The organism is Variovorax sp. W2I14, assembly GCF_050435205.1.
GTDB lineage: Bacteria > Pseudomonadota > Gammaproteobacteria > Burkholderiales > Burkholderiaceae_C > Variovorax > Variovorax paradoxus_C.
Genome location: NZ_JBNDJX010000001.1, coordinates 706725 through 732981 on the forward strand (window position 1 = coordinate 706725; position 26257 = coordinate 732981).

The 26257-nt window shown below is 64.8% G+C and carries 23 protein-coding genes, 1 tRNA gene and 1 pseudogene; 7 read left to right on the plus strand and 18 right to left on the minus strand.

Annotated elements, in window-relative coordinates; translation table 11 throughout:
- Nucleotides 1-20: 20 nt before the first annotated feature.
- Nucleotides 21-1769 carry a protein kinase domain-containing protein gene (locus QF040_RS03365; protein WP_429609843.1) on the plus strand — a complete coding sequence of 583 codons (1749 nt, stop codon included), beginning with the start codon at nt 21-23 and terminating at the stop codon, nt 1767-1769.
- Nucleotides 1770-1824: 55 nt separating this feature from the next.
- Here the strand turns inward: QF040_RS03365 and QF040_RS03370 are convergent, their stop codons facing one another.
- Entirely contained in the window at nt 1825-2124 is a 300-nt protein-coding gene (locus QF040_RS03370) for a hypothetical protein (protein ID WP_429609844.1), read from the minus strand.
- A 348-nt stretch (nt 2125-2472) separates the two neighbouring features.
- Here QF040_RS03370 and QF040_RS03375 point away from each other — a divergent pair, with 348 nt between their 5' ends.
- Complete coding sequence (locus QF040_RS03375; RefSeq protein ID WP_429609845.1) at nt 2473-3057, plus strand: DUF2441 domain-containing protein; 585 nt, start codon at nt 2473-2475, stop codon at nt 3055-3057.
- Nucleotides 3058-3131: 74 nt separating this feature from the next.
- Here the strand turns inward: QF040_RS03375 and QF040_RS03380 are convergent, their stop codons facing one another.
- Nucleotides 3132-3917, minus strand: coding sequence for a hypothetical protein (locus tag QF040_RS03380; protein ID WP_429609846.1), 786 nt, complete (start codon nt 3915-3917; stop codon nt 3132-3134).
- Nucleotides 3918-4059: 142 nt separating this feature from the next.
- Nucleotides 4060-4629 (minus strand): DUF4113 domain-containing protein, encoded by a 570-nt coding sequence (locus QF040_RS03385; protein WP_429614607.1) that lies wholly within the window; start codon nt 4627-4629, stop codon nt 4060-4062.
- Between the two features lies 1 nt (nt 4630).
- Between QF040_RS03385 and QF040_RS03390 the strand changes: the two are divergent.
- Nucleotides 4631-5042, plus strand: a pseudogene (locus tag QF040_RS03390) (SOS response-associated peptidase family protein); the annotation flags it as partial.
- A gap of 40 nt (nt 5043-5082) precedes the next feature.
- On the opposite strand, the gene QF040_RS03395 reads toward QF040_RS03390, so the two are convergent.
- The 3 genes from QF040_RS03395 to QF040_RS03405 all read right to left on the minus strand — a co-directional run bounded on the left by QF040_RS03395 (nt 5083) and on the right by QF040_RS03405 (nt 7486).
- Nucleotides 5083-6066, minus strand: coding sequence for a GTP pyrophosphokinase (locus QF040_RS03395; RefSeq protein ID WP_429609847.1), 984 nt, complete (start codon nt 6064-6066; stop codon nt 5083-5085).
- A complete protein-coding gene (locus QF040_RS03400) occupies nt 6063-7133 on the minus strand; it encodes a nucleoid-associated protein (protein ID WP_429609848.1) in 1071 nt (356 codons plus the stop codon). The genes QF040_RS03395 and QF040_RS03400 overlap by 4 nt, the downstream gene beginning before the upstream one ends.
- Before the next feature lie 119 nt (nt 7134-7252).
- Nucleotides 7253-7486 (minus strand): hypothetical protein, encoded by a 234-nt coding sequence (locus tag QF040_RS03405; protein ID WP_429609849.1) that lies wholly within the window; start codon nt 7484-7486, stop codon nt 7253-7255.
- Nucleotides 7487-7557: 71 nt separating this feature from the next.
- On the opposite strand from QF040_RS03405, the gene QF040_RS03410 reads away from it, so the two are divergent.
- Nucleotides 7558-8004 carry a hypothetical protein gene (locus QF040_RS03410; RefSeq protein WP_429609850.1) on the plus strand — a complete coding sequence of 149 codons (447 nt, stop codon included), beginning with the start codon at nt 7558-7560 and terminating at the stop codon, nt 8002-8004.
- On the opposite strand, the gene QF040_RS03415 is transcribed toward QF040_RS03410, so the two are convergent.
- The gene (locus tag QF040_RS03415) at nt 8001-8534 is read right to left on the minus strand and encodes an integrase arm-type DNA-binding domain-containing protein (RefSeq protein WP_429609851.1); all 534 of its coding nucleotides are present in this window, start codon (nt 8532-8534) and stop codon (nt 8001-8003) included. The genes QF040_RS03410 and QF040_RS03415 overlap by 4 nt on opposite strands.
- Nucleotides 8535-8755: 221 nt before the next feature.
- Here QF040_RS03415 and QF040_RS03420 point away from each other — a divergent pair.
- Nucleotides 8756-8829 (plus strand) — tRNA-Gly (locus tag QF040_RS03420).
- Between the two features lie 297 nt (nt 8830-9126).
- Entirely contained in the window at nt 9127-9522 is a 396-nt protein-coding gene (gene arr / locus QF040_RS03425; protein WP_429609852.1) for an NAD(+)--rifampin ADP-ribosyltransferase, read from the plus strand.
- A gap of 220 nt (nt 9523-9742) precedes the next feature.
- Here arr and QF040_RS03430 read toward each other — a convergent pair whose 3' ends face one another.
- From QF040_RS03430 to QF040_RS03480, 11 genes are all read right to left on the minus strand, one after another.
- Nucleotides 9743-11104 (minus strand): DUF5666 domain-containing protein, encoded by a 1362-nt coding sequence (locus QF040_RS03430; RefSeq protein WP_429609853.1) that lies wholly within the window; start codon nt 11102-11104, stop codon nt 9743-9745.
- On the minus strand, nt 11101-11943 hold the full coding sequence (locus tag QF040_RS03435; RefSeq protein ID WP_429609854.1) for a DUF6502 family protein: 843 nt from the start codon (nt 11941-11943) through the stop codon (nt 11101-11103). Before QF040_RS03435 ends, QF040_RS03430 begins: the two co-directional genes overlap by 4 nt.
- Before the next feature lie 126 nt (nt 11944-12069).
- Complete coding sequence (locus tag QF040_RS03440) at nt 12070-12603, minus strand: GspH/FimT family pseudopilin (RefSeq protein WP_429609855.1); 534 nt, start codon at nt 12601-12603, stop codon at nt 12070-12072.
- A 7-nt stretch (nt 12604-12610) separates the two neighbouring features.
- Complete coding sequence (locus tag QF040_RS03445) at nt 12611-15688, minus strand: pilus assembly protein (protein ID WP_429609856.1); 3078 nt, start codon at nt 15686-15688, stop codon at nt 12611-12613.
- A 47-nt stretch (nt 15689-15735) separates the two neighbouring features.
- Nucleotides 15736-16293: a pilus assembly PilX family protein gene (locus QF040_RS03450; RefSeq protein ID WP_429609857.1), complete on the minus strand. Its 558-nt coding sequence runs from the start codon at nt 16291-16293 to the stop codon at nt 15736-15738.
- On the minus strand, nt 16290-17429 hold the full coding sequence (locus QF040_RS03455) for a PilW family protein (RefSeq protein WP_429609858.1): 1140 nt from the start codon (nt 17427-17429) through the stop codon (nt 16290-16292). Before QF040_RS03455 ends, QF040_RS03450 begins: the two co-directional genes overlap by 4 nt.
- The gene (locus tag QF040_RS03460) at nt 17426-17998 is read right to left on the minus strand and encodes a type IV pilus modification PilV family protein (RefSeq protein WP_429609859.1); all 573 of its coding nucleotides are present in this window, start codon (nt 17996-17998) and stop codon (nt 17426-17428) included. Before QF040_RS03460 ends, QF040_RS03455 begins: the two co-directional genes overlap by 4 nt.
- Nucleotides 17992-18396, minus strand: a complete 405-nt coding sequence (locus QF040_RS03465) for a type IV pilin protein (RefSeq protein ID WP_429609860.1) — start codon at nt 18394-18396, stop codon at nt 17992-17994. Before QF040_RS03465 ends, QF040_RS03460 begins: the two co-directional genes overlap by 7 nt.
- Nucleotides 18397-18746: 350 nt before the next feature.
- Nucleotides 18747-22148, minus strand: coding sequence for an efflux transporter outer membrane subunit (locus tag QF040_RS03470; protein ID WP_429609861.1), 3402 nt, complete (start codon nt 22146-22148; stop codon nt 18747-18749).
- Entirely contained in the window at nt 22136-23467 is a 1332-nt protein-coding gene (locus tag QF040_RS03475; protein ID WP_429609862.1) for a hypothetical protein, read from the minus strand. The genes QF040_RS03470 and QF040_RS03475 overlap by 13 nt, the downstream gene beginning before the upstream one ends.
- Before the next feature lie 22 nt (nt 23468-23489).
- Complete coding sequence (locus tag QF040_RS03480; RefSeq protein WP_429609863.1) at nt 23490-24626, minus strand: HlyD family efflux transporter periplasmic adaptor subunit; 1137 nt, start codon at nt 24624-24626, stop codon at nt 23490-23492.
- A 1265-nt stretch (nt 24627-25891) separates the two neighbouring features.
- Between QF040_RS03480 and QF040_RS03485 the strand changes: the two genes are divergently transcribed.
- Nucleotides 25892-26233, plus strand: coding sequence for a hypothetical protein (locus QF040_RS03485; protein WP_429609864.1), 342 nt, complete (start codon nt 25892-25894; stop codon nt 26231-26233).
- Nucleotides 26234-26257 lie beyond the last annotated feature (24 nt).

Sequence of the window (26257 nt, forward strand, 5' to 3'; positions counted from 1 at the left end):
CCCAGTCACGCATCGCCTCGATGCTGATGCCCACGCACAAGGCGCTGCGCGTGACGCTCGGCCAGCACTCGCTGGCCAAGCCCGGCGCAGTCAACCAGGACTTCCACGGCGCGATGCTGCCCGAGGGAACGCTGCGCATGTCCAAAGGCATCGCGGTGGCGCTCGCCGATGGCATCGGCTCCAGCCGCGTGAGCCAGGTGGCGAGCGCGGCGGCGGTGCGGGGTTTTCTCGACGACTACTACGCGACCTCCGATGCGTGGTCGGTGCGCCGCGCGGCCCAGCGCGTGCTGAGCGCCACCAACTCGTGGCTGCACGCGCAGACCATGCGCAGCGACGCGCGCTTCGACAAGGACAGCGGCTACGTCTGCACCTTCAGCGCGCTCATCTTCAAAGGCCGCGACGTGCACATGCTGCACGTGGGCGACGCGCGCATCCATCGCCTGCATCCGAACGGGCTGGAGCAGCTCACCGAAGACCACCGTGTGCACCTGTCCTCGGTCGAGTCGTACCTCGGGCGCGCACTCGGCGCGGGGCCGAACGTGGAGATCGACTACCGCTGCTGGGAGGCGGAGCTGGGCGAGGTCTACCTGCTGGCCACCGACGGCGCCTACACGCACCTCGACGCCGCTGCCGTGCACGACGCAATCGCGCGATGCGGCGAAGATTTCGACGCGGCCGCGCGCCTGCTGGTTGAGGCCGCGCAGGCCCGCGGCAGCGACGACGACTGCACGGTGCAGCTCGTGCGCATCGACGAACTGCCGCCGGCCGACGCCGCGCCGCTGCCCCTGCAGCGCGAAGGCCTCGCCATCGCGCCGCCGCTCGCGCCCCGCACCGGCTTCGAAGGCTTCACGCTCGTGCGCGAACTCCATGTGAGCTCGCGCAGCCATGTGCACCTCGCGGTGGACGACGCGAGCGGGCAGCAGGTGGTGCTGAAGCTGCCCTCGGTCGATCTGCGCGACGACCCGGAATACCTCGACCGCTTCGTGCTCGAAGAGTGGGTGGCGCGGCGCATCGACAACGTGCATGTGCTCAAGGCCAGCGCCATCGAGCGCACGCGCGGCCACCTGTACGTCGCCATGGAATACGTCGATGGCCAGACGCTCGCGCAGTGGATGGTCGACAACCCCAAGCCGTCGCTCGACAGCGTGCGCCGCATCGCCGAGCAACTGGCAAGCGGGCTGCAGGCGCTGCACGGCAAGGAGATGCTGCACCAGGACGTGCGCCCCGAGAACGTGATGATCGACCGCACCGGCACCGTGCGCATCATCGACCTCGCGACGACGCATGTGGCGGGGCTTGCCGATGGGGCGGGCGAGGGGCGTCCGCTTGCGATCACCGGCACGCTGCAGTACACGGCGCCCGAATACTTCACCGGCCATGGCGGCAGCGCGCGGTCCGACCTGTTCTCGATGGCGGTGATCGTCTACCAGATGCTCACGGGCCAGTTGCCGTACGGGCTGCAGGTCTCGCGGGTTCGGTCGCCCGCCGATGTGAATCGGCTGCGTTATGTGCCGGTGCGCCACCTGCGGCCCGACCTGCCCGAGTGGGTCGATGCGGTGCTGCAGAAGGCGCTGAACCCGAATCCGCTCAAGCGGCAGGAGGCCGTGTCTGAGCTTGCGCACGACCTCCGCGCGCCGGGGCAGGAGTTTCTGCGTGTGCGCCTGCCGCCGCTGATCGAGCGGCACCCGGTGCGCTTCTGGCAGGCGACCACGGCGTTGCTGGCCATCGTGTCGATGGTGCTGCTCGGGGTGTTGATCCTGGGGCGGTGAGGTTGCGGGGTTCAGTGCACGGATCGCAGGGACGCCAAGCCGACGATCGGAGACCTCAGCACGGCGCCGCGTTGACTTTGTCCACCGCCAGACGCAGCGACTGCATCGTGGCCTCGGTCGTCTCGATGCGGCGCTGCAACTCCTCGTTCACCAGCCGCATCAGCGCGCTCAGTTCGGTGCGGATGGGGTAGACATCTTCCGAGTCGATCGCAAGCTGCGGATCGACGAGCTTCTCGATGCACGCATAGGCGAGCCGCACGTCGTGCAGGCTGTCGATGTCGTCGCAGGCCCGCAGCGCGAGCAATGCGGCGCTGTTGGTGTCGAAGGGTTCGGGGGACGGGGGAACGTGGGTCATCAATGACCTCCAAGGGTTTCGATTTACTGAAACCGACGCACCCGAGGCCAATCGGAGGCGGCGGCTCGCCCTCGACGGCCTCTCCCTCATCGACCGAGGCCGGCACGCGGCTGGCGGGCCGCCTGCACCCGCCGGCGCGCGGTCTAACCCCCACCGAGCCCGCGCGCTTCGGGTAGTTGTTTTTACGACCAGGTCGAGAGGTTGCGGAGTTGCGCCAGTGCTGGCACGGCGCGCTTTTCACAGAGTGAATTTATTACGCGTTTCTACGGATATCCTTCGACTTATCTGCCAATGAATCGAAGCGTTGAGCTTGACCTGTGACGGTGGAGCGCCGGGAGAATAGCGACCATGCAATATTTTCACGTTGACAGTGGTTATCCCCCCGCAAACAAGCAGCTGCTTCGTGTCGGCGACACGATCAGCACATCCAGTCTTTCCTGTAACCCCTTCTACGAGGCGGTGACGCAAAATATTCACAAGGGGATCGGGTACTACCGTCCGCCTCTAAGATTGCTTGAGTGGCTGCGCAGTTCGGAGCCCAAGGAAGTCCCCCCTGAGGTTCTTCACAAGGACATGCATGCCGTCCTGCAAGCTTCCACTCAGCTCATCAGAGAGATGGAATTTGAGAATGTCCGGCGAGCAGAATTCGCCGATTTGCCGTCGCGCACCCGGGGGATCTGGCTCTCTGACAATTTGGTGCAAGCCAAGTTCTGGCAGCACAGGGTGGAAAAGAGTGGCCTGATTCAGATTGTTTGCGTCGAGATTGATGGTGCGATCCATCGCGCCGATGGCGGACATTTGCCGTTCGACACATCGTCAATTTTAGAGTTGCGTGAGTCGGCAAAGCGCTATTGGAGGGGGATGCCCCATCCCGATCAGGAAACTGAATACCTGCTCGAAGGACGTATGTCCGTGGTCGGCATTGTCGGTTGATCCGAAGGCTCGCTGACACAGCGGACAAAAAAATGGCCCGCCAATGTGGGCTGATACGTTGGGGAGAGCAAACCTCAAAACTTGCTGTACCGATGAAGCGGGTTATTGCTCGATTGAGGATCTATCGGAAGGCGCGCTATTTGCTGCTCAACGCTGGAAACCAGTGCCCAACTGTTGTCCACCAGTTCAGTGATCGTGTGCTCAGCAAGAGCGGCCGGCTGACCGTCCTTGTCGTAGCCTGCGCGATGCACGCAATCGTGTCGAATGAGGATGGCTTTGAAGAGCCACGAAATGTCGCCGAAGTCGATCTCGAGCACCGATTTGTACATCGGTTTGATCTTTCGCAAATCGTGAAAAATCAGGGTCCGAAGGTAGGTGCCGATATCCTTAGCCAAGCTCTCTCGCTTCGCAAAAATTTCCTGCATTGAAAATTTGCGTTCCGCGAACTCTGGGTCAGTCTCGACCAGCTTGCGAAGATGGGCGGCCGAAGAAAGCGTCTTGTCGATAAACGTGGAGGACAAGTAAGCCTCAACCGCCGTAACCACATGCGCATGAAGCATTACCAGCAACGGGCTGCGGGACTTCCGGGAAACAGTCGTCGCTACGATATCCCGCACGGCATCCATGCTTTCTTGAAAAAGTTGTATGCGGCTCTTGCCCTTGACGTCCCAGTCGTCGTCATAGTCATCATGCGCCCCGTAGAGATAGCTGTTGTTATCGTAGTCATCCTGCAGCTGGCGCCACTCTGGGTGGTTCTCGTCAGCGTCATCATCCCCAAGCTGATCTCGAATCCATTCAGCGCGACGCTCTGCGTGCTCGTCCTCTTGCTGCTCCATCCATTGCTGCTTTGCCATGCCCATGTTGCCTCCTCGGATGAGACGAAATGTCTCTTCGGCAAAGTATAGATAGCCGTCCTTCAACTACTGTGCATTGATACAGTATGAGAATACAGGCGATTTTCAATCGAGGCCGGCGGCCCTGCAGTCGTTGCAGTGGCGATCACTACGCCCTCGCGGTTGGAACCTGCCGCCAGTCGGTCGTGTATTGAAGAGTCCGGCGCAGTTGCCTCATTGCCCACTCGCGCCGATCGCCAGCTGTGCCTGTGCTTGCAATCCGCAGGGTCCCCTTGCCGTAGCGGTCGTTGACAACGTCCACGGCCTGCATGAGTTTGCCGCGCTCACGGCCCGCCTCGTCCTCGAGATCCAGCTCGCCCTGCAGCACGCTGCTGTCGCTGAGCTCAAGCAGCTTCACCCCGGCTTTCGTAAGGTCGTAGCCTGGCTCAAAGAGACATTCGAGGCCCAGCACCGCCGCCTTGGTGATGGCGGCCGTGTCGCACGTTGGCCGGCGCAGCGGCACGGTCAGCGAGCGCGCGAAACGAGCACCAGGCCGAAACGGCGACGTGGGGGCGAATACCAGCACCATGCCGGCCAGGCCGCCCTGGCGGCGCAGCTTCTCCGCGGCACGCGCCGCGAACTCGCTCACTGCTTCGATCAACGGCGGCAGCTCGCGCACAGGGTGGCCGAACGGCCTCGTGCATGCGATCTCCTTCTTCGGCGCTGGTGCGTTGACCACCAGCAGGTCGCCGTTGATCGTCAATGCGTTCTATGAGAACGTGAAGCGCCACAACATGGAGCACCGCGAGTTTGCGGCTGGGCGAGAAGGAAGAAAACGTGGTCCTTGAGTTTCGGCCACGTCCGAAACAGGACATGCTGATCGCATGCCTCTACTCACACTGGACGCCACCTGTGGGCGCACACGAGGGTGATTTGTGGTCGTTCGCAGCAGTGACGGATGAGCCGCCGCCGGAGGTTGCGGACGCCGGGCACGACCGCTGCATCATTCAACTGCGCCCCGAGAACGCCGTGGCCTGGCTGACGCCGCAGGAACGCACGCTTGACGAGCTAGACGAGATCTTGGACGACGCTATCAACGAGCGGCCGTACTACGAACACAGGATGGCAGCGTGGGGCGAGTGTTCAGGGTAGCTGTAGATCGCTTGCGACTGAGTGAACGCCTTTCTCGCAATTACTTCCCGATCAAACCGATGCCAAGAACAGCGGCTACAGTTTCTAAATCATTTCGATATTTTCCCAACCACCACTTTGCCGCAGTCTCTTGGTCGTGATTTTTCAAGAGCCAAAGCAACGGGACAACAATGGGATGGCTAAATATGTTCTGCTCTTCCTTCAGTTCTATTATTTTGGAAGCGTATGCGCTAAATAGCGCACGTACATCATTCTTATTGGCTGCGCTGAGTAGAAAATGGAAGGTTTCGTAGAAGAGCCGCGACTCCTCCGTGCTAACTTTAGATGTAATACTGCCGCAGTGCGCAAGATATATCGCAGTCGCTTCGCTGTGCCACGCATCGATATCCAAATTTAACGATGCCAACTCAGCAGCGGCCTCTGTAAAAATTTCATCAGTCGTTTCAAGCATTGCCATTGCTCGGGCGACTAATCTTCGCACATTCGATGGGATCTTTTTTTCGCCTTTGTAAACCCGATCATGAACAAACTCAGCGTACGCGTGCTGCATCAGTGTGCGGATCTGAATTTCGCAAGGCGTGTCCCGAGGAATCGTTAGATCATTAATTTTTAATTCTTCATTCAGCTTGACGATGAAGTGTATCGACTGATATTCAAATACTTCTGGATTTTCTTCGATTTCAAAAAGCGGCGTTCTGTCTTTGCGTGCCGTCCACGCATTGCAGTTAAGTACAGATTTTTCAATGATTTCTAGATCTGCCTGCATTAAAACTACAAAACGCGAGCCTATTACGTCCGTCATCTGCCCCACGGGGTCCTGATATTTTTTTCTGGCAACTTTCTCGACAGCGGAAGCGGTGTCTTTAACTCGCGCACTCGGGGGTACTTTAAAAAGCTGGTTATATTCTTGTGGTGTGATATTGGACTTCAAATACGAAGTAATGCGTTCGACAACAAACTTGCCGTACTCCTTCAGAGCTGGCCGTAGGTTGTCGAGATGTTGACCGAAGCCTTCTGCGTTCATTCACGCGCTTCCACAGTACCTGGTACTTGAACAGTTGTCGAACCGTCGGTATTTGGGGTCACTGTAATGCTAGTCATAAGCTCTGGAGGGCTCGACAGCGAGATTCCAGAAGAAAAGGTTATTTTTCTGCGTCGTTTGAGCTTTGTCTGAACGTATTCAAGATCTTTTTGAACTGCGTGATTTGGAAAACCCTTGTGCTGAATCATGAAAGTCTCGTATGCAGATTTGACTGGTGGGGTCATATGGCTGTTGGCGAAGTCAATCACGTTAAGTGTATTGGAGTTACTTCTTAAGTCCGCACGAAGGGCTTCGATAAGATCAAGTCTTTTATCTGGAGGCAATCCACAATCTTTTATGAATGTGAGGGTGTTCTCATAAAAATCGCGGGTTCTGGCCTTTGCAGAACTTGCGGTGTTACACCCCAAAAAACCATTGTAAAAATAAAACGCTGCGTTTCGCGTCTCGGTTGAGGTCATTAGGTGGTCGAATAAATGGACCACGTGCTCATTTGGGTGATATATCGAATTATTGACCGAAGCCTGTGCAACTGTTCTATATAGATAGCCAATTTTGAATAACCGCTGACTTTCGGTCATGAAAATATCTTTTAAATGCTGTAGCGATGGTTGGGCGCCGACTGTGCTTCGATCAGCCAAGCCATCTTGGAGTTCGGCCTTTACGGCAACTAAAAAGGGAAGCTGCCCAGCCGTTACTGTTCCCTGCATTACCATCAACTTGCAATGGGCAAGATGCTTGTTGTTTTGTGCGACTGCAAGCATCGATGCAAGGGTATTTGACTGATTCAAGAAATTCGTATCGTTGCCGTCAAGGGCACTGCAGGCAATTTGGAAAAAACTTCCCGCCGCCGAATTGGTAACCGATATTTCCATTCCATTTGCGTTTTTGCCAAGTGCACTCGCAAGCCGCTTTGTGACCATCGTCTTTGCAGACGCAGATAGTCCGACGAGTGCCTGTCCACCAACGGGCACACCTGGGCTTTTGTTTGGAAGGTCGGGTGGAATGTCAAAAAGAACCGCCCGATTAATGGTCAAGAACTGCAAATCCATGAACTCCTCCGAAAGAGTCAAAGTGTCACGGAATGTAGTTTCTTGCCCAGGAGTGCTTGCCCTTATCGGTTACTGTATTTTTATACAGTGATGAGGTTGAGTCAACTTGACCCCGACGCTCAGGCCCTGGGAGACTTCGCTTCACGAGACAAGCGCTCTAGGTGCTTGGCAAGCCTGGTAAGCCACAGGCGCCGCTCCGCGTCGTAGGTGTGCGAGTTGTACGTGCCCTCGATGGTCGGCGGCAGGTGACCGAGGATTGCCTCGCCGATCTCTTTCGGGCAACCGAGCGCGGCCAGCATCGTTCGGCTGGTGCGGCGCAGGTTGTGCGGCGTCCAGTTTGTGACCGGCAGCACGAGCCCTCCGCCCTCGCGCGCCCGACCTTGGCGGAGTAGGGCTGCAGGCCGGAGATGTAGGGCGAGAAGTCGTGCTGCGTGTACTGCTCGCCGCGGGCGTCCTCAAACAGCAAGCCCGACTTGCCGACGGCCGTGCACCGGCGCAGCACGATCTCCAAAGCCCGGCCGGCGAGCGGCACGCGCAGATCGACGGCATTGGCAAAGCGCGCGTTCTTGGTGTGCGACTTCAGCACCGTCCACCACCAGCCGTCGGTCTCTTCCGTGATGAACTCCGGCCGCATGCTGCAGATTTCGACTCCGCGGGTCTCGGTCCACAGGTACATCGCGGTTACGTCGCGACCCAGCTCGTGCATGTTCGGCAGCCAGTTCAGCAGCTCGCCAATTTCGTCGACGCGCAGTACGCGCCGCTGCTGGCCCTGATGCTCTCCGCCGACGATCTTGCCCTTGCTTTTGAGCTTCCCCTTCATGAGCGTCGGCCACTATTTCGGCACGTCCTGGTCGATGCGGCCGGCGTCTAGTGCTCGCGTCCAAGCGGCTCCAAGCATTGAGCGTAGCTTCTGGGCGGACATCGGCGTAGCTTTTCGGGCTTCCAAAGGTCAAAGCAGGTGGAGCGGGTCACGGCCGCTGCAGGGGTCTCGGCGAACGTCGGCTCTTCGTCCAGCAGCCGCTCGAGCGCGCGGCGCGCGGCTGTGGCGCGCTCCTGCTCGATGTGGTTGGTGATGTAGTCCTGCACCAGCTTGCGCACGGTGAACACATCGGCGGCGGCCGGTGCCACCGGCTTGCGCTTCTGGCGCTGGTGCTCTTTCGGATCGATGCCTTCGGCGCGCAGCTTGCGCAGCGAATCCCAGATCGCCGCGGCCTCGGGCGCGTTCATGGCCGGATACGGCCCGATGGGCGTTTGCTTCATGAGCCCGCTGGCCGGCGACTTGTAGCGGTAGGTCCACGTCTGTTTCGAGACGGATGCCACCAGCCGGAGGCCGTCGCAACCGTCGACCACGAGGTGCTCGCCAGGCTTGAGCAGCTTGGCGGCGCGGACGTCAAAGAACATGGACCTATACTCCGGGCTGTCGTCGGCGCGCAGGCATGTGCTCGACGTGTAGGCCCGGCACGGTTTCACATAAAACCTACGCCCAAACCTACGCTTATGTGCAAAGAATATAGGGGTGCGGTTGGGTGCATTTGGGCCCAACGGAGGCCGAAAGGCTGATTTCCCTCTGTAGATCAGGCACTTGGGTGAAAAACTCGTTGAACATCAACGAGTTGCCAAATGCGGGTGTAGTTCAATGGCAGAACGGCAGCTTCCCAAGCTTCATACGAGGGTTCGATTCCCTTCACCCGCTCCAGTTTTCTATATGCCATGCGGGTTTGCAGCCGGTTGATTAGGGGGTTACCCAACTACCCGCTCCACCACAAATCCAAGACGCCTCGACTCTCATGTCGCCATTTGCCGGGCGCGTGACCCGGAGAAGGCGCCACCTCCGCACCGGGCCGATTCACCTTCCTGCTGTGTAGGCGATCAGGGCTTCCGTCGGTGCCATCGCTTCCGCGACGTTGAGCGCGGCGATCCTGCGGGCCTTCTTGTGTGTAAACGCCGCTAGTAAACTCCGCGGCCTTTTCTTACCGCAGAGGAGCGACGGGCGATGACTGTCCTGGACACCGGTCCTTACTTCCACGGCACGCGAGCGGATCTCCAGGTGGGCGACCTGCTCACCGCAGGCTTCCGCTCCAATTACGACGGCCGGGTCGTGATGAACCACATCTACTTCACCGCCTGGCCAAAGGGCGCCGGCCTCGCCGCTGAAATGGCGAAGGGCGACGGCCGTGGCCGCGTCTACATCGTCGAACCGACTGGCGCCTTCGAGGACGACCCCAACGTCACCGACAAGAAGTTTCCGGGCAATCCCACACGTTCGTACCGCAGTCGGGAGCCGCTTCGGATCGTCGGCGAACTGAAGACCTGGGAGCTCTTCGATGCGGAGTACATCCGGCAGCTCAAGGAGCGCGTGCGCACAGGCATGGGAGAGATCATTAACTGAATTTGGCCTTTCGCCGCGCTGGACGCCTGCTGCTGGAAGACCTCGTCGAACAGCATGGCGATCGAGTCCATGGCAGCGCGTGCGATGACGCACGCAGCAAGCCTACGACGGGATAGCAGCAGCAAAGCCCTTGAGTTCTTGCTCGTACACCTTGCCGGCCAGGTTGCGATCCAGTGCGTGGAGGCGTCCGTAGGCGTTGATGGCGGGACGCCCCTCCGCCTCAGGGATTGAACGTCACCTCGTGTGCGATCAAGACGCCATCGACGATGCGGTCTCCCACGATCGTTACGCGCTGGCCGTCGCCCAGGTTCGCGACGGTGCCGTTCTTGAAGACCGTGCCTGGTCCGCTGGCGTTCACCGGTTGGCCGCGCACCCGGAAGTCGGCAGGGGATTGGTAGGTGCCGATGGCGCCGATCAGCGTGAACGACGCCGGACCGCCCGTCCCCGGGACATTGCGGATGCGCAGCTTCTTGGCGACCAGCACGCCACCGGACATGAAGCCGTCGACCTCCACCTTCACGCCGTTGCCGAGGGACGAGTCCGGGCCGCCGTTGATCAGCGAATTGGTGGCGTCCACGGGCGTGCCCAGCACGTCGAAGGCGCCGAGCGAGGCGAAATCGGTGATGACGCCCGCCACCTGCACCGCGATGCCCTCGCTCACCGGAATGGCGTACCAGCCCTCGACCTTGGCCGCCTGGAACACCCCGGCCACCGGCGCGGCGTTGCCGCGGGCCCGGACGATGACGCCATTGGCCAGCGCCGAGGGGTCGATGCCCGTGAAGCCGGCGGCGCCGTAGTTCACCGTCAGCTGGCCCAGCGTGAAGGTCTTGCGCAGGGCATCGAGGTTCTGCACGGAGCCGGTGACCAACGGGTCGGTCAGGGTGGGCGAGATCTGCACGCGGGTCGCGCGGAGGGTGCCTGGCGCGCCGGGCAGGCCCCACACCTGGATCAGGCTGCCGTCGACCACGCTCGCCAGCCCGCTCGCATCGGCCCAGACCGTGGCCGCGTCGATGCTGACGCTGATGCCCATCACGGCGAAGCTGCCCCCGGCGACATCGATGGCCGAGACGGTGCCCCGCAGTTCGGCCGCGGACACGACCTGGGCCGCGATGCCGCTGGTGAAGTCCGGATCGACCTTGCCGGCCACCCGTGCGGTCATGCCGATCTGCAGTTCGGGGGCGTCTTCCACCGTGATGGCGGCGGTGTCGGTGTTGTAGCGCAGGCCGTTCAGGATGATGCTGCCCAGGCCGTCCGCCGTGCCGACGCCGGCCGCGGCCGCGGTCGCGCCGGTGCCGCCCGAACCGACGCCGGAGCCGTCGGTGTTGCCATTGCTGGCGGTGTCCCCGGAGCCGCCGCCGGCGTCTCCGGTGCCGCCGTTGCCGGCTGTACCGGAATCGCCACCAGTGCCTGTGCCTGCGCCGGCATCGCCCGCGCCGCTGCCAGCGGCTCCGGCGCCGATGCCGGCCCCCGCGACCGAACCGCCGCCGCCGCCTCCACCGCCTCCGCAGGACAGCAGCAGGGCGATGAAGCCGGCCGATATCAAGCCCAGCATGAATCTTCGGGGTGTCGTTGTCGTGTTCATGATGTGTGCTCGCCTTTCGCGGAAACAGCCGAGGGCGGCGCGCTCTCGGCGCTCTCGTCTTCGTAGTAGGTATAGATGCCGACCCGGATGCGCCCCTTGGCGCCCGCCGGGGCGTGGTCGACGGCCTGCGTCATTTGCTGCGCAAGCTCGTGGTGCAGTGCCGACCAGCGTTCGCGCACCAGGGTGTGGATCTGTTCGCACTCCTGCAGCGTCAGGCCGCGCGCGTACACCGCGCGTTCCAGCATCCGCGGCTGCTCGCCGAGGGTGTTGGAGACGGCCGCCAGCAGGTGGTCGCGGCCGTTGTCGCCGAGGAAGGCCAGCATCGACTGCAGGTCCTGCACCGGCACGAATCCGTCGGTGAGGAGTTCGGCCACGCCGTCGCTCTCGGCCACCATGTTCAGCCGGATCAGTTCGTCCAGGATGGTCCGGTGGTGAACGTTGCCGCGGCTGCTCATGCGGGCCACCGCCTCGAACGACGGCCCTGCCTGGCCGGCCGTGACGGGCAGGCGCCGGAGCGCCGCGTTTTCGGTGAGCATCTGCAGCCACAGCGTGAAGGTCTTGGCGGCGGCCGACAGCTCGGTGTGGGGCAGCGGATCGACGGTGGCCCGCACCTTGGCCGTCACGGCCTTGCGGTTCAGGCCGGTCGTGACGGACAACTGGCTCAGGTTGGGACTGGGCACGCCTTGCGTGCGCCAGGAGCGCTGGGCTTCCTCGATCAGCAGGTCGCGCAGCAGCTCTTCCAGGTGCGGATGCTTGACCCCCATTGCGAGCGCGAGCCTGACCACAGGTCGAAGGATGCGAGCGCAGGCGGCGAGGGCCCAGTCCAGCCGGTGTTCCATGAAGCTACGTGTCTGTTCCTGAAAGCGTGATTCGAGAAGGAGTGGATGCAATGCCGGCGACGACCGTCAACCTCCCGCGGGCCCGAACCGCGCTTGGGCAAAGCCGCAAGGCGACGGTCTGGCGGGCTAACTCGCGCAAGTGCCATCGCTCAGGCGCTTGACGGCAGTGCGGCCGGTGGCACTGATGCTAACCAAGCGGGCCTGGCTGCCTGTGGGCGAGGCGCGACAGATCGTAATACCGGCCGGGGTGGCGCCCACGCCGGTCGGCTGGAAGACGAGGGCGCTCGCACCGCCGCCGTCGCGCAGTTGGTAGCCGCCGGCGGCCGCGGGCTGCTGGAGCAGCACCGTGGTGCCGGCGAGGACGATCCAGCCCGTTTCCCACTGGCCCGTGGTGCCGCAGCTCGCGCCGTCCGCCGAGACGCACAGCGTCACCGGCACATTGCGCTTGATGGCTTCGCTGCGCGCGAGCTGGCCGCCCGCGACCAGCGCGGTGGCATAGGCATTGAGCCGGCTGGACAGGCGCACGCCGTCGAACGAGGGCACCGCGATTGCGATCAGCACCACCAGCACGCTCAGGGTCACCATCAGCTCGACCAGCGTGAAGCCGCCCGGCCGAGGCGCACGGCGGCGCCGGCATGGAGGGACAGGTTGGCGGATCACGGCGGGCCTATTTCTGGATGAACCAGTACACCCGGCCCTTGGGCTGCTTGAACGCCGACTTGGGCGTGGCGCCCTTCGGGCTCAGGAACGAATCGGGATTGGCGCCGATCACCACGTCGCGCATGCTGCCGTCGTCCAGTTGCACGCGGCCCACCACAGGCGAGGGCGCCAGCCCGCCGCCCACCACGTTCTGGAAGCGGCCGCTGGTGCCCTGCGGCGCCGCATTGGCATAGGACACGTTGTAGACGTTGGCCGTGCCGAGGTCGGCGCGGCACGACTGCCGCACGTTCGGGTCGGTGGGCGTGTGGGTGTTGAACGTGGTCACGCCGTAGGCCGTCACCGAGGAGGTCACCACCTGCTCGCCGGGGGCGAGTGCCAGGTACCAGCCCTTCTTGTTGGCGAGGTCGCTGGCCGTCGGCGTGGCGGTGCCGGTGATGGCCGCCAGCGAAGCCTGGCACAGCACGGCCGTGTTGCCGCAGTTTGCCGATTCCGAGGCCAGCCAGGCATCCGAATCCGAGGGCTTGTCGACCAGCATGTAGAAGCGGTTGGCCACACCGAGCGCCGCGTTGTAGTAGCGCAGTGGCTTCTCCCGGTCGCCCGAGCCCAGCAGGACGACGAACACGCCGTTGTCCTCGACCACGTCGGGCCCGAACATGAACTTGCGGTTGGGCGTGCAGGTCGAGACGGTGTCGCAGCCGAGCGACGCGATCTTGGTCATGCGCCAGCTTCCCGGCGCCGCATTGCCGATGGTGATGCGGTACACGTTGCCGCCCAGGTCCGCCGCATAGGCGAAACGTGCCACGCCCTCGGCGTCGGCAATCACGGTCACTTCGCCGGCCACGGCGCGATCGGTGGTGAAGGTGGTGTTGAGCTGCGCACCGGTGTCCGCGTCCAGCACATAGATGCGGTTGCCCTTGGTGCCGCTGCCGCAGGCCTGGGCGGCCGCGGAGGCATCGACGTCCTCGCACTTGTCGTAGCCGCCGCCGAACATCAGGATCGGACTGTTGCCGCCGCCATAGCCCGACGCCTTCACGACCTTCGGTGCCGACCAGGTCTGGCCGATGCCCTGCATGCCGGTGTCGCAGCCGGTGTCGTTGTCCTGGTTGGGGCAGCCCTTGCGCCACTTGAGGCTCGGGGCCGCGGGGTTCGACACGTCGAACGCATAGATCTGCCGCCCGCCGCGGCGCATGCTCGCATAGAGCCAGGCGGTGCTGTTCTGCCTGTAGGCGGCGACGGCGCCGTCCATGCCGTACGGCTTGGGCGCGAGGCTGCCGGTGGTCGTCGGCAGTCCGGGGAAGTTGATGCGCGTGCTGTTGTCGTACAGGCGCTTCAAGCTGCCGTAGAACTCCGGCGGCACGAAGGACCACAGCTCGTCGCCCGCCGCCGCCGAGCCGATGGCCGCGGACCGGTTGCCGTTGATCGCCCGCAGCACCCCGTCGTTGCCGCCATAGAAAACCACCACCTGCGGCTGCGCGTCGGTGCCGTAGTTGACCGCCACCGGCCGGGAGTGCACGACGTCGCCATGCACGGAGGCGCGCATCGCGGTGGAGGTGAGCGGGTTGTCGTTCGTGTCGACCCGCTCGTCGCCCTTGTTGTCGGCGCCGCGCACCCAGTTGATCAGGTTGGTGCGGTCGGTGGTGCTCTGCACGCCCAGGGCAGCCTGCGTGATGGCGGCGTTGCCATCGGCAAAACTGGCGAGCGCCGTGCAGGCGCCGTCCGTGCACGTCTTCATGTTGCGGCTGGCCACCGCAAGGTGGCGCAGCATGTAGCCTTGCGCGCCTTTCTCGACCACGTTGCCGTCCGGGCTGTCGGCCGCTTCCTTGCCCAGGCAGTCGCCCGACTTGCGGAAGCTCCAGTAGGTGTCGGTGTTGCTAGGCAGCGGGGTCCAGAAGCTGCGGACGCAGGGCGCCACGAAGCCGGTCTGGTTGTTCACCGCGTTGACGTCCGCGGCATCCTGCAGGATCAGCTGGTTGTTTTTGTCCAGGCCGAGCTTGTACTGCTTCAGATTTCCGTTCCAGCGCGGCAGCGCATTCTGGTCGGGACGGAACATGCCGACGAACACCTGGTTCAGGTAGGTGCCCTGCGTGTTCACGCTCACCGGCAGGCTCACGGAGGAGAACACGCTGTTGACCGACTGGATCTTGCTGAAGACGTCGTCCAGCGCACCCTTCAGGGCGGCGCCCAGGTCCGGCTCGGCCGAGATGTCGTAGTACTCGCCCTGGCTCTCCTTGGCCATGCTGTTGAGCAGCGCCGTCCAGCCCGGGCCCTGGCCGCCGCTCGCCTTGGCCGCCTCGATGGTGTAGACATTCACGCCCATGCTGGTCTGCAGGAACCTCGCCCATTCGTCGGCCGTGTTGTCCTGCGAGCCGCTCGGGTTCAGCACGATCGGGGTGGTGCTGCCGCCCGCGGCGCGCAGGGCGTCGGAGGAGGTCTGGCTGTCGCTGCTGTTGTCCTGCGCCGCGCCGTTGCTGATGTAGATGACGAAGGTCTTGACGCAGTTCTCGGTGCTCGGCCCCACGTAGGTGGTGCTGTTGATGGCGTTGAGCGCGTTGCGCGGCAATGCATACACGGCCTTCGATGCGGCGGTGCCATAGACGCTGCCGCTGTAGTCGGCCTTCAGCTTGTTGTTGCCGGCGATCGGTGCGGCGCTGGCCAGGTAGCGGTAGACCTCGGCCATGGTCTTGCCGGCCTTGCCGCCATTGGATTTGTCGCCCAGCTTGTCCAGGCTCCGGATGAGGTCGGCGTACGTGACCTTGGTGCCGTTGTCCAGCGTGCGCACCGCGGCCCGTACATACCCGCCGTCGGAATTGGAATTGCCGCCGCCGCTCTCGGTGAACATCATCAGCCCGACCTTGAACTTGTTGGCCGGCAGGCTTTCGAAGGCGCTGGCGAGCGCGGCGATCTCGGCAGTGAACGGCTGGTTCCAGTTGGCCGTGTTGTCCAGCACGAACAGGACGTTGGGCGCCTGCGTGGCGGCCTGGTTGTAGCCCACGAAGAGATCGATGTCCTCCGCCAGCGCCGCGCCGGGCGACAGGGCCAGCAAGGCAGCGGCGGCGCACAGCGGCGCGAAGAATTTCTTTGTCATGGTGATCGATCCGTTCGTCGTCCAGTGATTCGGGTGGGGCGTGCCGTTCAGGGGCACAGGGCTTCGAACTGCGCCTTGTTCAGCAGCGCGCGCACGCCCTGGCGCACCGCGGTCGCCGCGCCGGTGGTGGCATCGGTCACCGTGGTGCTGATGTCCCACACCGAGTTGTATTGGTCGGGCAGCGTGGAGAGCCCCGAGCCGGTGCTGGAAGCGCCGCCGGTGATGCCGCTCGGGCCGATCACCGTGCCGCCGGCGGTGTCGATGGCCTTGGTGGCGCGCACGCACACCGGCGGCGCGACGACCACCGTGTAGTCGGTGATGCCGTCGTTGTTGATGTCCACCAGGCTGACGGTCTGCTGGGGCGGCGTCATCGAAGGGCTGCCGTCCGAATTGGGCACCAGCAGGCTGCTGGCCACTTCCTCGATGGCGCGGTTGGCCGCGGCCACGGCCTCGTTGCGGGTCTGCAGGTTGCCCACCGATTTCAGGTTGGAGCTGCTCACGTTGAACGCCGTGGTGACGGCGAGCGTGATGAGCACCAGCATGATCATTCCGATGATCAGCGCCATGCCCCTTTGCCGGCGCGCGGTTCGCGGGGTGCGGTTCATGGGGTTTCCCTCCGGCCGGTCACGTTGGTGAGCCGCACGGTCGTGATGAAGGCATGGCGCTTGTAGTGGTCGTTGAAAGGGCCCAGCGTGGCCGCGCCCAGCTTGTAGGTGCGCGTGTCGTTGTGGCCCGGCGACACCTCGGGGCTGCGCGCGAGTACGTGGAGCTTCACGGCCACCACGTTGACCAACTGGTCGGCGCTGCAGGGCGCCGCGACGCTGCAATGCACGAAGTCGCCATCGGGGCTGCCGTCGCCGCGATTGGCCGGGGTCAGCTTGTTGGCCGGGTCGGCCCAGTCGATGGCGGCGGCATAGTTCGCGGCGACGCTGGTCTTGCCGATGGTGTCGAGCCCGAGTTCGACCCTGAATCCCTCCACGCCCTCGATCAGCGGCACCGGCGGCTGCTGCGCCAGCACGCCGGCGGCGAGGTCGAAACGAGAGCGGGCGAGCGTCGGCACACCGTCGCCGACGGTGTCGGCGTAGTCGCGCACGTAGTAGATGTCGGCAATGAGCTTGCGCTTGGGCGACGGGGTCGTGCAGTCCTTGCCCAGCATGTTCCCGAAGCCGGCCGTGGACAGGTCGAACGACGAAGACTTCTGCGTGCCGCACAGCGACGACTGGAAATACAGCGCACCCAGGGTGTCCGCATCGCAGTTCGGCGCGCCGGGCAGGCAGGTCTCGGCGTGGCGCACCACGAGCACGTCGGTGTTGGCCTTCTTGTTCTTGAGCAGGTCGACGCAACTGGCGGGCACGGTCTCGTAGCTCTGCACGGGCACGTCGAGCAGCTTGCGCTTGTAGTCGTCGGTCCAGTTGGCCGCCGAATAGGCAAGGCATGGATCGGGCGGCGTGCCGGTGGGCACGTTTTCCGGAACACCGTTGACCGTGAGGTCGTCGAACTGGGGCATGTAGTTCTCCCAGAAGCCGGCATGCGCGAGTTCGTTCTCCAGCAGGAAGATGCTGAGCCGTCCGCTCTCGACCTGCCGGCTCACGCGCTCCATTTCCCGCTGGGTGTTGTTCACGTTCAGGAACAGCGCGATCAGTGCGGCCGTCACGATGAGCGTGATGGTGATCGACACCATCAGTTCGATCAGGGTGAGGCCGCGCTGCTGGGTGCGCGGCGAACTGCGCCGGCGCGTCATGACAGGGCCCCGATGCGCACGAGCGTGGTGACCGTCCTTCGGCACAGGTCGTTCACGCAGCGGGTGCCGGCCGCGTCGTACAGGTTCTTGCCGCAGGGCACTCCGTCGGGCGGCGCGCTGATCGGGATCAGTCCTTGCCAGGCGACCGTCACAAGGTATTCGTTGTTGCCCATGTCCTGCACGCAGCCGCGGCCGCCGATCACCGTGCCGAGCTGGCTGCCGCCCGAGGTCTCGGCGGCACCCTTGAGCGCGTTGCACCATTCGGCGGCATCCACCTGCTGGCGCGTTCCGGTGGCCGAGGGACACGCGCCCCCGCTGCCCAGCGCATCCGTGGTGGCGTAGCTGGCGGCCACGCGGCGATTGATCGCGATGCGATTGGACATGTCGTTCAACAGGATCAGCGCCTGCGAGCGCTGGTACGACTCCATCTCCGACGCCTGCAGCCGGGCCTGCAGTCCCACGAGGCCGAACAGGCCCAGGGAAACCACGATCAGCGCGACCAGCACTTCCAGCAGCCCGGCGCCGCGCTGCAGGCGCGCGGCGCGCGCTCCGGCCGAGGCGCTCACCATTTGCCGGCCGGCGTCTTGACGCCGTCGCTGCCGAGGGTGAGCGGGCCGTCGGTCGCCTGGCCGTCCTGCGGCGTCAATGTGAGCGTGTAGCCGGGAACGTCGCCGGTGGACAGGGTGATGTCATAGCTGTAGTTGACGCCGACATCGGAGGGCAGGGTATAGCCGCTGGCGGTGAGGGCGGTCTTGTCGGCGTAGTTGCGGTTCGCCAGCAGGAACTGCTGCTGCCGGTTCGCGATGTCCATCATCTGTGCCTGCGCCGCCGAACGCTTGGACCGGATGACGTATTGCCGATAGCTGGGAAGCGCGATCGAGGCCAGGATGGCCACGATCGCCACCGTGATCATCAATTCGATCAGCGTGAAGCCGCCGTGAGGGCGTGTGTTCGAAGGCTTGGTCATCACAAGTCGTGCCGAGATGTTTCTTATTGTTAATAATGTGAATTTATCACATTAATACAAAGTTAAACAACTTTTGTGGCGGGCACGGATCACCCGGAGGGCCGATCAGCCCGGTCCTGGCCTCGTTTCAACGAACTTTGAACACGCGAATTGGCCGCTTGAGGGCGGACGCTTTGCCTTGGAGCCGGTTTCCAAGCTCACGCTTTCCCCGTTTCCGACGGTTCGCGACACTGCGATCGCCGCGTCTCCCTCATGCGCAGTCGATCGCGTGGAGCCGGCTGACGCGTGGAGAGCTGGACCGCCGGGGTTGCTGCTGCCAAGGCGCTCGCCATCGCGCCCGCGCCGCGCTTCTACGCACTGTCCCAGCCCCCTCCCAGTGCCTTGTACAGATTGACCGCATTCACCGCTGCCTTGAGCTGCAGTTCGATGAGCTGCTGCTGCCCGGTGTAGAGCTCGCGTTGCGCATCCTGGCTCGAGAAATAGTCTTCCATGCCGCTGCGAAAGCGGGTGCGCGAGATGCCGGCCACCTTCTCCAGGACCTGCACGCGTGCCTCTTGCGCCTCCAGCTGCGGCTGCAGGTGGTCGCCGGCGATCAGCGCGTTGGCCACCTCGCGAAAAGCCATCTGCGCCGCGGATTCGTACGAAGCCATCGCGGCCGCCAGCCGCTCCTGGCTGGCGCTGACATTGGCGGAGCGGCGGCCCCAGTCGAAGATCGGCAGCGACACGCCCAGCACGCCGGCCCAACTGCTGTTGCCGCTGTCGAGCAGCGTCGACAGTTCCTTGCTGACGCCGCCGGCCAGCGCAGTCAGCGAAATGGTCGGCAGCATGGCGGCCTTGGCCGCGCCGACGCCGGAGTTGGCGGCCTCGACGCGCGCGTACGCCGCGCGCAGGTCCGGCCGGCGCTGCAGCAGGCTGGACGGCAACCCGGCTGCGGCCTGTGCCGTGGAGCGCTCCGGCCACGGCCGCGCGGTGCCCGTCTCGGGCGGCACCGGACGCCCGACGAGCACGTTGAGCCATTGCAGATCCTGCGCGACACGCATGCGGTATTCCTCCTGTCGCACGCGGGCGTTCTGCAGCAGCGACTGGACTCTGTAGACATCGAGCTGCGCGGCGCCGCCGACTGCGCGGGCGCGTCCGATCATGTCGGCGTTGGCGTTCAGCGTGGCTTCGTTGGTCATTGCCAGCGCCAGCAAGGCGCGGTCGGCACGCAACGTGAGGTAGGCGTTCGATACCTCGCCGACCAGGTTCATGCGGGCGGCCGCGTAGTCCTCGTCGCCGGCCGAGGCGAGCGCGCCGCTTTGCTGCGCGGCGCTTTGCTGCCGGCCGAAGAAATCAAGCTCGTACGACATCACGCCCGCCTGGACGTCGAAGCTGTTGGACACGCGTCCGTCGGACGGCAGGTTGCCGACCGGGCTGAGCGAGCCTTGCGGCGTGGTCTGCGCCCGCTGCGCATGCGCCGACAGGCCCACCTGCGGGAACAGCGACGCGCGACTGCCGGCATAGGTGGCGCGCGCCTCCCGCGCCTTCGCGGCATAGACACGCAGGTCGCGGTTCTGCGCGAGTGCCGCGGCAATCAGGCCGCGCAATTCTTCGTCCTGCACGAAGTTGCGCCAATCGGCCGGCTGCGCGCCTTGCGACGCATTGCCGGCGGGCCATTGCGACGGCACCGGCAGATCCGGCTCCTTGAGCGGCGGGGTGAGATTGCATCCGGTCGTCACCAGCACGACGCATGCAGCGAGCACCACGAGGAGCAGGCGCAGCGACAGGCGTGCAAATCCCGCTTCGGGCGCCCGGAACCCTGCGCTGCCAAGCAGGGCCGAAGCCGCCTGCCAGGGCCGAACCTGCACGGCCACATGGCTCGGCGGCACATTGAAGACATGGCGCACGAGGTGTTCGCGCTGCGTCTCGGTGGCGGCAAACCTCAGCTCGGCTCCGGCCTTGCCGCGCGCGGCGAGGCGGGCGGGCAGCCAGCCGACGGGTTCGATGCAGACCTCCAGCGGCTGCCCGACGCGCAGGCGCTTGAGCGGTCCCCGAGGTTCCAGCAAGGCGCCGTCGGCCGCGATGTTGATGAAGCGCGACGCGCCTTCGCCCTCGGCCGTTCGCACGCGGGCCCGCTCGCGCCAGGGAAAGCGCTCTTCCTGCTGCGGCCGCGGCAGGTCGACGCAGGCCATGAGCGCTCCCAGGCACAGCACGAGCGCGATGCCGGTCCACATCAGGTTGAGTTCGTCGCCCGGCGTCAGCGCCGCGCCGCCGAGGGCCGCCATCGCGGCGGCGCCCTGCAGCGCCACGAACAGCCCACCGAAAACGGCCACCAGCCGCCAGTGCACCACCGTGCGCGAGCGGTCCAGCCCCTTGGCCGTCACCTTGAACGGATGGCCGAACGGCTTCAGCATCGCGCGCACCAGCGTGCCGCTCACGGCCATCGCCGCGACGAGTTGGCTCACCTCGCTGAACACAGGCAGGCAGCGCCGCTGGCTGATCCAGTAGCTGTAGGCCCAGAACATCGTGAGCGACGGCAGGCCGTAGGCCGCGAAGGCCTGCGGCGTCGCGTGGAAGACCGAGACGCCGGCATACCAGTACAGCGCAGGCGCCAGCAGGATGAGCACCATGAAGGGCTTGCCCAGCCAGTGCAGGAGACCGTGCAGGAAATGCAGCCGCGCCGCCAGGCTGTAGCCCCGGCCGCGCAGGGGGCCGTCAGGCAGCAGCGCGAGCTGCACCGTGCCCAGGCACCAGCGGCTGCGCTGGTTGATGTAGTCGACGATGCTCTCGGCCGACAACCCGTTCGACAGCCGCTCGCCCAGCCAGCGCGTGATGCGGCCGCGCCGCAGCAGCAGGTAGGTGGTGTGGATGTCCTCGCACACGCTGCCGACGGGGAACCCGCCCGCCTCGGTGATCGCGTCGCGCCGCACGATGAACGAGGTGCCCACGCAGAAGGCGGAATCGACCGCGTCCTTCGCGGGCTGCAGCACGTCGAAGAACACGCGCTGCTCGTCGACCCAGCTGTCGGTGGCGCGCAGGTTGTGCTGGATGGGGTCGGCGTTGTAATAGAACTGCGGCGTCTGCACCAGCCCCACGCGCTTGTCCTCGAAGAGACCGAGCATGCGGTAGACGATCTGCCGCTGCGGCGCGAAGTCGGCGTCGAGCACCAGGATGAACGGCGCATCGGTCACGCCCGCGGACAGGCGAAGCCCGTTGTTGAGGTTGCCGGCCTTGGCATGGCTGTTGTCGGGCCGCCGTGCGTAGTGCACGCCGCGCCGCTCGCAGTAGTCGCGCAGCCAGTCGCGCCGCGTGTCGTCGAGCACCCAGACGTTCAGCCGCGGGTAGTCGATGGCCTGCGCGGCGATGATGGTTTTCTCGAGCACGGCCAGCTCTTCGTTGTAGGTGCAGATGAAGACATCGACGGCCGGCACCTGCTCTCCGCGTGCGCGCAGCGCGGCCTCGCCCCGGTCGGCCTGCGCTTGGTTGTCGCGGCGCCGCATGAGCATGTGGATCGACATCAGCGTGTAGACGATGGCCATCAGCTCGAAGCACAGGAACACCCAGGCGAAGAGGGTTTCGAAACCCAGGTCCGAGGGCGGCATCGTGGCCACGATGCGCCAGACGGCATAGCGCAGCAGCAGCAGTGCCGTCAGCGCGCCGAACAGCACGCGGTGTGTGGTGCGCTCGACGCGGGCCCAGGTCATGAGGAGCAAGGCGAGCCCTGCGACCAGTGCGTTGAGCTGGAATTCGGGTGTGGCGATCAGGCTGGACATGATGGAACGGCTCCCGAGGCAGTGGTCTTGCCGGTGAAGGGGTTGAAGCCCGTGGCGGCCAGGGCGATCCAGGCGGTCGCGCCCAGGTGCGGCCAGCGGTAGTAGAAGAAATCGGCCCCGGTCGAGTCGGGGCCGATGGCCAGGCCGGTGGAGATGCGCGCGCTCGGCGTGGCGTAGTACAGGCCGTTGCCGGCGCGCTGCGAGGCGAGCAGTTGCCACAGCGCCTCGGGCGCCGCGCCCTTGCGGGCCACCAGCGTGGCCGCGGCCTGCGCGCTGCCTTCGGTCCAGATGCCGTCGGGCTCGCGCGAGAAGCCGTAGCCCGCGCCGGAGCGGTGGTGCTTTTCCACCCAGTCGAGGCTGCGCACCCAGGCGCAGGAGCCCTCGGGCGCTGCGAGCACCGGCCACAGCTGCGCGTCCAGGCCCGAGCCTTCGGTGGAGACGGTGGCGCCGTCCTCCTTGGTGCCGATGTGGAAGCGCTGCTCCGACGGGTTCCACATGCGGCGTACGAAATCGAGCGCGGTGCGCGCCTGCCTTTGCTCGGCCGCGTCGGGCTGGCCGTCGGCGCGCACGGCCCGCGCAGCCCACGCCGCCGCCATGGCGATGTCCAGGTTGTGCTCGGTCGACTTCCAGGTCTGCGCGCGCTGCGCGTTGTCCCAGCCGTGGCGCCCGCCGTTGTAGCCGTCGGGGCCGTTCGGCGCATTCCTTGCGCGCGTGTTCTGCTCGGTCCAGCCCAGCAGCCGGCGCGCGGTCGCCAGGTAGGCGGGCGTCGGCTCGGCGCTGTGCAGGTTCAGCAGCAGCAGCGCGGCCCAGGCCACGTTGCCGGTGGCGGTGCTGACCTGGTATGCATCGGCGATCCACTGCTTGCGCCCCGCGTCCCAGCGCCCGGGCAGCGCGGGCTTTTCCTCGGTGACCGGCCCGGCGCGGTAGGCGTTGCGCACGCGCCCGTCGGGCATGGTCTGGTCGTGCGCCACCGCCTGCACCACGGCGTCGCCGATGCGCCGCGCGGCGGCACCCTCGCCGCATGCCAGCAGCGCGATGCCGGCCAGCGCGTTGTCGTAGGTGAAGGCGGCGTCCGCCAGCGCGGGCTCGAACGGCGGTTCGCCGGGCGCATTCGCCAGGCGGTAGCTGGCCAGGAACAGCGGTCCCGACGCCGCGCTTCCCTGGTCGTGCGCAACGGCGCGGCGCAGCCCCTCGCAGCTGTCGCGCGCCAGGGCCTGCTGCGTGGCGCCGGGCGCAGGCGCGGCGGCCGCGGCGCCGACCAGCGCGACCGATGCAGCGGCGCAGCGTGCGCCCCGGATGAGCGAAACAGGGATCGGCATGGCGTTCTCGCCTGCTTGCGGCTCAGGCCTTGGCCAGGCTGGCCGACACCACCTTGCCGGGCACGCACAGGGTCTGTCGGCTGCCGTCCGCGGACTGCGGCGGCTCGGCGTTCTCGATGCGCGCCACGGCATAGATGGAGCCCTGCTCGGCATAGGGGAAGGGCACGCTGTAGGTGCTCTGCAGCGCATCGGAAGCCACGGGGAGCAACTGCTCGACGCGCGCCGGCACCGTGACGTTGTCCGCCACCGTCACGTCGAGCACCGAGCCGATGCTCAGGCGTTTGGCCAGCCGCGCGGGAAACACGGCGACAACGCCGATCCGGCTGCAGTCGGTCACGCGCACCAGCGACGCGCCCGCGGTGACGTACGCGCCTTCGGGCGCCAGCACCGTATGCACCATGCCTGGCTGGCTCGCCTTGACCTCGTAGGCGGCAAGCTTGTCGACGCGGCGGCGCTCGTCCGCTTCGAGCTGGGCGATCTGCTTGAGCTGCTGGTAGATCGCGGTGCCGTCCTGGCGCGCGCGCTCGGTGCTGTTGCGCAGAGCCTCGCGCCGGCTCGCAAGCGTCTGGAACAGGTTGTTGCCCCCCGTGCCCACGAAGGCGCCTTGCCCCGCACTCACCACTGTCTGCGCCTGCCCGACGAACGCCTGCTCGGCCACCGCCGCATTGGCGCGCGCGGTGCTCAGCTGGGCTTCGGCCGCATTCATCACCTGCTCGCTGATGGCGCCTTCCTTCAGCAGCGCCTCATTGGTGCGCACCTTGTTCTCCTGCTCGGCCACGACGCTGTGCGCCACCTCGCGTTGGCGCTGGGCGATTTCCCAGGCTTCCCAGCTCTGCGCGAGCGAGGCCTGCCGGTGCACCTGGGCCTGCTGACCGACGGCGCGCATCTCCTGGCTGTCGGACTTGTACTGGTTGCTCAACTGGGACAGCTGGCTTTGCAAGGCAAGGCGCTGCGTGGTGAGCGTGGTGAGGATCTCCTGGCTGACGGTGGGATTGCGCACCGTCGCCACCAGCGTCCCGGGAGCCACGGCGTCGCGCGAGCGCACCGCCATCTGCGTGACCACGCCGCTGATCGGCGACGTAATGAGCCCGACCGGCGCCTGCAGGACGGCGCGCGTGGCCTGCGAAGACAGCAGCGGCTTGACCAGCGTGGCAATCATCAGCCACAGGACGAATGCCAGCAGCGCATAGCCCGCCAGCTTGGGAACAAGCGCACCCCGCTGGCGCCGAGGGCGACCGTGTCTGCCCCTGGCGGGCGAGCGGGCCTCGGGGACACGAGCGGCCGCATGCGGCTGGCCCGGTTTCGACGGAAAAGGAATGGGTCTGAACGCTGGCATAGCCACCTCTTAAAAGAAGAACGTCGGCGGCATGCCGGTGCAAAAACGGCATGCCTCTCGGTGATGAAAAACAGACCTGACGCGACCCTCCCGAACACCCAATCCGCAGCTTCGATTTTTTGGATTACTCATGCTGCGGTGCAATAAAGTTACGTCGAAAACGCGGTCCAACCTGCTTCGGGGAGAAACAAGGTGTGAAAACTTCACATCTACTTTTTTCCACTGCACCGGGCGGAGTCCTACATTCGTTTGAGTCGGCCGGGGTTGACACGGGCGGGGCCGATCGACATGCGGGAATGCCACGCGATTCCGTTTGCCTCTGGAGCCCACGGGCGCCGCGGATGACAAGACTCGATGCCGTCCTCTGGGCATGCGGCGCCGAATGCCAGCTTCGGCGCCGCCGCCTTCAACAGGTCGTAACGATATTGCCGCGAATGGTCACAGTCGCGCAGAAGTGCGCGTGGCGTCTACGCATCGGCGATGGCCATGCACATCGTCAGACGGCGAGCGCTGATTGGTGCTGTGTCCAGGCCACCCCAGAACCGCCCGGGCAAAAAAATACCCGCCGAAGCGGGTTCGAGGAGCCCTTTGAGGGCGCTCTAAGGACGAAACAGAGAGCTCTTCTTCTATGCGGCCCTGTTGCGTGACAGCCCCTTGATCGTCGGCGGAGCAGTTGTTATCGGCTGTAAGCCAAAAATAGGCTGTTCGCGTAGGACACACCTAAAAACGTGAAGTATTTGGCAGGCGCTGGAGCCCAGCGGACGGCGGATCGGTCTGAAGTGTCGGTCTCGTCCGACAGAGGGGGCTTGTGCGAAGCCCTAGATTTTGCGGACTCGCTTCGAACTGCGAGTTCTCTGTGTGTGACAGCACTTGAAGAGATTCAACCCAGCCGTGTGCTGGGTTTTTTTTGGGCTTGGCGTTCCAAAGGGCTGTGAATTAATGCCAGTTCAAGCCATCAAGTTTGTGTAATTGTGTCTTGTTGTGCCTTATGTCGCAGGCCAACCATTCCCAATGTACGGACCGCTGCAGCACACTCTTGCAACAAAAAGAGGTGTCTCATGGGAGTTATGAATGAACTGTCACCTGAGGTGGACACATTCGTGTGCCGCTTCAGCATTCCGATCCGGCTCGATGAAGAGCGGTTCCAGTATTTCCCCGTCGTGGGAGTTTTTCGCAGCATGCCGTTCCACCAGGTCGACCGATGGGTGATGCGGCCCGACGGCCGCGCGCGCACCGATCGTGAACTGGCGACCGAGGTTCTTCTGGAGTTGCGCAGGCCGCTCGGCTCCATGGGCAAGACGGCTTCGCTCAAGTTCGGCATTACCGATGTGCTCGAGGTTGATCGGGCGGCGGCAATCATCGTGTCGACGTTCCTGGCCGAGCTTCCGCGCGGAACGGAGCGGGAACTCGAGAGCGAAATTCCGGGCTAGGCTGATCGATCGGCCATGAAAAAG

Bases quoted from the DNA above. Each gene is read 5' to 3' on its own strand.
- arr (WP_429609852.1), top strand. From the start codon at position 9,127: ATGACTGTCCTGGACACCGGTCCTTACTTCCACGGCACGCGAGCGGAT.
- QF040_RS03430 (WP_429609853.1), bottom strand. From the start codon at position 11,104: ATGAACACGACAACGACACCCCGAAGATTCATGCTGGGCTTGATATCG.
- QF040_RS03450 (WP_429609857.1), bottom strand. From the start codon at position 16,293: ATGAACCGCACCCCGCGAACCGCGCGCCGGCAAAGGGGCATGGCGCTG.
- QF040_RS03415 (WP_429609851.1), bottom strand. From the start codon at position 8,534: ATGTTCTTTGACGTCCGCGCCGCCAAGCTGCTCAAGCCTGGCGAGCAC.
- QF040_RS03365 (WP_429609843.1), top strand. From the start codon at position 21: ATGCTGATGCCCACGCACAAGGCGCTGCGCGTGACGCTCGGCCAGCAC.
- QF040_RS03370 (WP_429609844.1), bottom strand. From the start codon at position 2,124: ATGACCCACGTTCCCCCGTCCCCCGAACCCTTCGACACCAACAGCGCC.
- QF040_RS03395 (WP_429609847.1), bottom strand. From the start codon at position 6,066: ATGAACGCAGAAGGCTTCGGTCAACATCTCGACAACCTACGGCCAGCT.
- QF040_RS03435 (WP_429609854.1), bottom strand. From the start codon at position 11,943: ATGGAACACCGGCTGGACTGGGCCCTCGCCGCCTGCGCTCGCATCCTT.
- QF040_RS03400 (WP_429609848.1), bottom strand. From the start codon at position 7,133: ATGGATTTGCAGTTCTTGACCATTAATCGGGCGGTTCTTTTTGACATT.
- QF040_RS03460 (WP_429609859.1), bottom strand. From the start codon at position 17,998: ATGGTGAGCGCCTCGGCCGGAGCGCGCGCCGCGCGCCTGCAGCGCGGC.
- QF040_RS03470 (WP_429609861.1), bottom strand. From the start codon at position 22,148: ATGTCCAGCCTGATCGCCACACCCGAATTCCAGCTCAACGCACTGGTC.
- QF040_RS03455 (WP_429609858.1), bottom strand. From the start codon at position 17,429: ATGACGCGCCGGCGCAGTTCGCCGCGCACCCAGCAGCGCGGCCTCACC.
- QF040_RS03375 (WP_429609845.1), top strand. From the start codon at position 2,473: ATGCAATATTTTCACGTTGACAGTGGTTATCCCCCCGCAAACAAGCAG.
- QF040_RS03480 (WP_429609863.1), bottom strand. From the start codon at position 24,626: ATGATTGCCACGCTGGTCAAGCCGCTGCTGTCTTCGCAGGCCACGCGC.
- QF040_RS03445 (WP_429609856.1), bottom strand. From the start codon at position 15,688: ATGACAAAGAAATTCTTCGCGCCGCTGTGCGCCGCCGCTGCCTTGCTG.
- QF040_RS03380 (WP_429609846.1), bottom strand. From the start codon at position 3,917: ATGGGCATGGCAAAGCAGCAATGGATGGAGCAGCAAGAGGACGAGCAC.
- QF040_RS03475 (WP_429609862.1), bottom strand. From the start codon at position 23,467: ATGCCGATCCCTGTTTCGCTCATCCGGGGCGCACGCTGCGCCGCTGCA.
- QF040_RS03465 (WP_429609860.1), bottom strand. From the start codon at position 18,396: ATGACCAAGCCTTCGAACACACGCCCTCACGGCGGCTTCACGCTGATC.